A 3136-nucleotide genomic window follows, 5' to 3' on the forward strand; every position below is an offset into this window, starting at 1 on the left:
GAGTATAGGTGAGTGTCTTCGTTGGGTTATAACTCTTAGTTTGTTATTTATTACCATTAATAATAAAACTTTCAATATTGAGAGCGTACATTATGTGGTTCTCTTACTAAGAGAGAACCACCTTCAATTTTATTACGGTTCCGCGCCTACGGATGTCACTTTATTTACTCTTAATCGAGCCCCTTGATTTTTTTTGTATTTCTTGTCATCTTCAAAGTAATGGATTGGTATTGATAGGTTAAGCCCATAAAACAGTTAGATAAAATGGAAAAGGAAGCGTAGGGATGATTGAAGTTAGAGCAACGGAAGACAAAGATATTGATGAAATTCGACACTTGTATGCTGGAGAAAAGGCGCAAGCGGGTACGCTACAACTTCCTCACCCTTCATTCACTATGTGGCAGAAACGCCTCACGGATATGCCGAGTAATGTTCATAGTTTAGTGGCTGAATTTGATGGTCGTATCGTTGGGCAACTTGGATTAGTGATAGAGCTCAATCCGCGTCGTAGACATGTAGCTAGTGTTGGAATGGCCGTACATGATGATTATCAAGGGCAGGGCGTAGGTTCGACTATTCTTGCTGCAGCGGTAGATTTAGCTGAGAACTGGCTAAATATTAGTAGAATTGAGCTTACCGTATATACAGACAATGAGGCTGGTGTTGCGTTGTACAAGAAACTCGGTTTTATTGAAGAAGGTGTTGCTGCGCAATTTGCTTTTCGAAATGGCAAATACGTCGATGCATTGTACATGGCTAAGGTAAAGCATGTTTAGTCGCTCATGCAGTTAGAGCCTTAGTGGAATGTTGTAGTGCGTATCCGGTGCGTGCTACAGCGTATTTATCCGTTTTTTATGCTGGTTTTAGTTCCATTACTTCCTTGGGCTGTATTTCGTAATAATCAAGATCTTCAGTCAATCGATTTACTCTGAGCGCGCCATTCTTCCTCATTACATGCTTCATGCCTATTTTTTTCATTATTTTGCCTGGTGCAGTTTCACGGCTGAGGTGACGGGAGTAAATTTTTTCTAGTTCAAGTTTCTTAAATGCAAAATCTACAATGCGTTGCGCTGATTCTGTGCAATAGCCTTTACCCCAGAAAGGCACGCCAATCCAGTATCCGAGTTGTGCAGTGTGATTATCAATGTTATGCAACCCCACGCAACCTATGAGTTGTTGGTTTGATTTTAATGTTATGGCGTAAATAGCCGATTTTTGGCTGTACCAGCCTGCAACATGCTTACCGATCCATTGGCCTGCCATACCATCGCCATACGGATGAGGGACATTGATTGTACCGTTAGCGATCAATGGATCGCCTGCTAGCTTTTGGACGGTTAACGCATCAGATAGCTGAAAAGGACGTAAAATAAGGCGTTCTGTGGTCAATAGCGGTTGCTGCTTCATCAAAAATTCACCTGTCGTGGTCAATATCAATTTATAAAGTGTGGGCATCAAATCTGCTAACATCTTTCGACAAATCGTATTTAGTCACATAGCAGCTTTCATTATGCAACACCTTGCTTCCTGATAATACAGGTTTGATTAAATATCGTTCAGAACGTTATTCATACTAATCAAAGTTAAAATAGAACTAATCCACCTAACTATTGAGGTGGATTAACAGTAGAAAGGTGAAATGACAAGGTGATGACATCGATGGATGAGAGGTTCAGAGATCGGGTAATATGGCTTTGGTCAAGCCATATGCATTGTAAGCTTGTATTTATGCGAGTGGTCGATTATACCGATTCAAGTAATGGGCTACATTTTCCATTTCGCTTCACCATGCCTTGCTAAGGTTTGTAGTGCTTTTTTTACTTCTTGCTCTAGTACCAGCTTGATGAGCCAGCCAGTGCCTTCAACTCTGGGGGTAAACATGATCCGATAATGAATTAAGCTTTGCTTTGCATTCAGGCTTTGAATTTGGATCCAGCTGCCGTGTTCTTTAACTGGGCCTCCGTGGATCACTTTATAATGAAGATGTTCGTTTTCTTTGTAATCGAGGATTTGTTCTTGGTAGGTAAAAGGGCCTGCCGACACCTCACGGACTGCTCCAATGCCATTTGATGTTGGGTTCCCTTTTTTGATGAGAGAGAAGTTAGCCCGAAAAAAACGGTTGAGATTTTCATGATCAGCGAGTAGGTCAAACAAGACTTTGCGTGGGACTTTTGCTTTTTGCTCCAAGGTGATCTGGTGAACACTCATAACTCACTCCTGTAAATTAGCAGCTTACCGATATCGCTATTGCTCAGAAGAAAGTTAGTTGCGGGGGGAAATCCGTCTTTGAACCGCTCTCCCAGAGCGTTGTAGCATCTAAATACCCAATAGTAAGTGTTATAGTGAAACTTTATCCTGTCAAGATTTGGAAAAAGTTATCCATGTTTGGTTCTTGGTTAGTAGATAGGTAAAAAGAAGCGTTATGTATGTTTTTTAGCCATTAAAATGGACTTTCATGCTACTTGCTTGTCACTGCTTTACGCAAACGTTTAAACAATATACAACAAACACGTACAGTGGCGATTTTACTTGCATTAAACTGACCTATATAAAAAATATTACTCTTTATCACATAATTTATTGCTAGATAAGGTTGCAACATGGTAAAAAGCACCTTATATTAAATCGTATAAATGTTAGAACAGAGGCGAAAGCAACAAGTCGTAGGCGATATCCATTCATATTAATACCTCCGAGATTCCTCCGTTGCATTTATCGTTATTTAACCCTCAGTATTGAAATAAAGCATAACACTCGGGAGTCATTGACTAGCCGTTTGTTCTTATTGCGTAATGTGTTTTTAATACCTCAAGGGAAGCAAGTGACGTTGTATTTATTCAATGTGTAATATGTTCGTAATATTTAGCTGGGTATAGTACAACGAGTTAAATGAGTAATAGGTATAAAGTTGTAATACCACCTACTCATAAATCTAATGAAGAGAGGTGTATGATGAGAAATAGAAGCCGCAGACAATGGTTTTACCATCAATCACAAACAACAAGCACAAAAAACAGCGTTAAGTAAGAAAAAATCTGGCATCTTATCAACCACATAGGTTTCCTTATGTCAGATTCATTATTTAGCCAGAAACATCATATTTTTGTTTCTGGCTAATAAAAACTCCTTTTAAATC

At 39.4% G+C, this 3136-nt stretch carries 3 protein-coding genes; 1 reads left to right on the forward strand and 2 read right to left on the reverse strand.

The annotated features are described in order from the left end of the window. The first annotated feature begins 284 nt into the window (after nt 1-284). Nucleotides 285-776 (forward strand): GNAT family N-acetyltransferase, encoded by a 492-nt coding sequence (locus ASV53_RS23340; protein WP_094958899.1) that lies wholly within the window; start codon nt 285-287, stop codon nt 774-776. Nucleotides 777-852: 76 nt separating this feature from the next. Here the strand turns inward: ASV53_RS23340 and ASV53_RS23345 are convergent, their stop codons facing one another. Together ASV53_RS23345 and ASV53_RS23350 are read right to left on the reverse strand one after the other, a co-directional pair. Beyond that, the gene (locus ASV53_RS23345) at nt 853-1407 is read right to left on the reverse strand and encodes a GNAT family N-acetyltransferase (RefSeq protein WP_094958901.1); all 555 of its coding nucleotides are present in this window, start codon (nt 1405-1407) and stop codon (nt 853-855) included. A 357-nt stretch (nt 1408-1764) separates the two neighbouring features. Next, nucleotides 1765-2208 (reverse strand): SRPBCC family protein, encoded by a 444-nt coding sequence (locus ASV53_RS23350; RefSeq protein ID WP_094958900.1) that lies wholly within the window; start codon nt 2206-2208, stop codon nt 1765-1767. Nucleotides 2209-3136: the final 928 nt, after the last annotated feature.

The organism is Photobacterium sanguinicancri (assembly GCF_002265265.1).
In the GTDB taxonomy this organism is placed as follows: Bacteria; Pseudomonadota; Gammaproteobacteria; order Enterobacterales; family Vibrionaceae; genus Photobacterium; species Photobacterium sanguinicancri.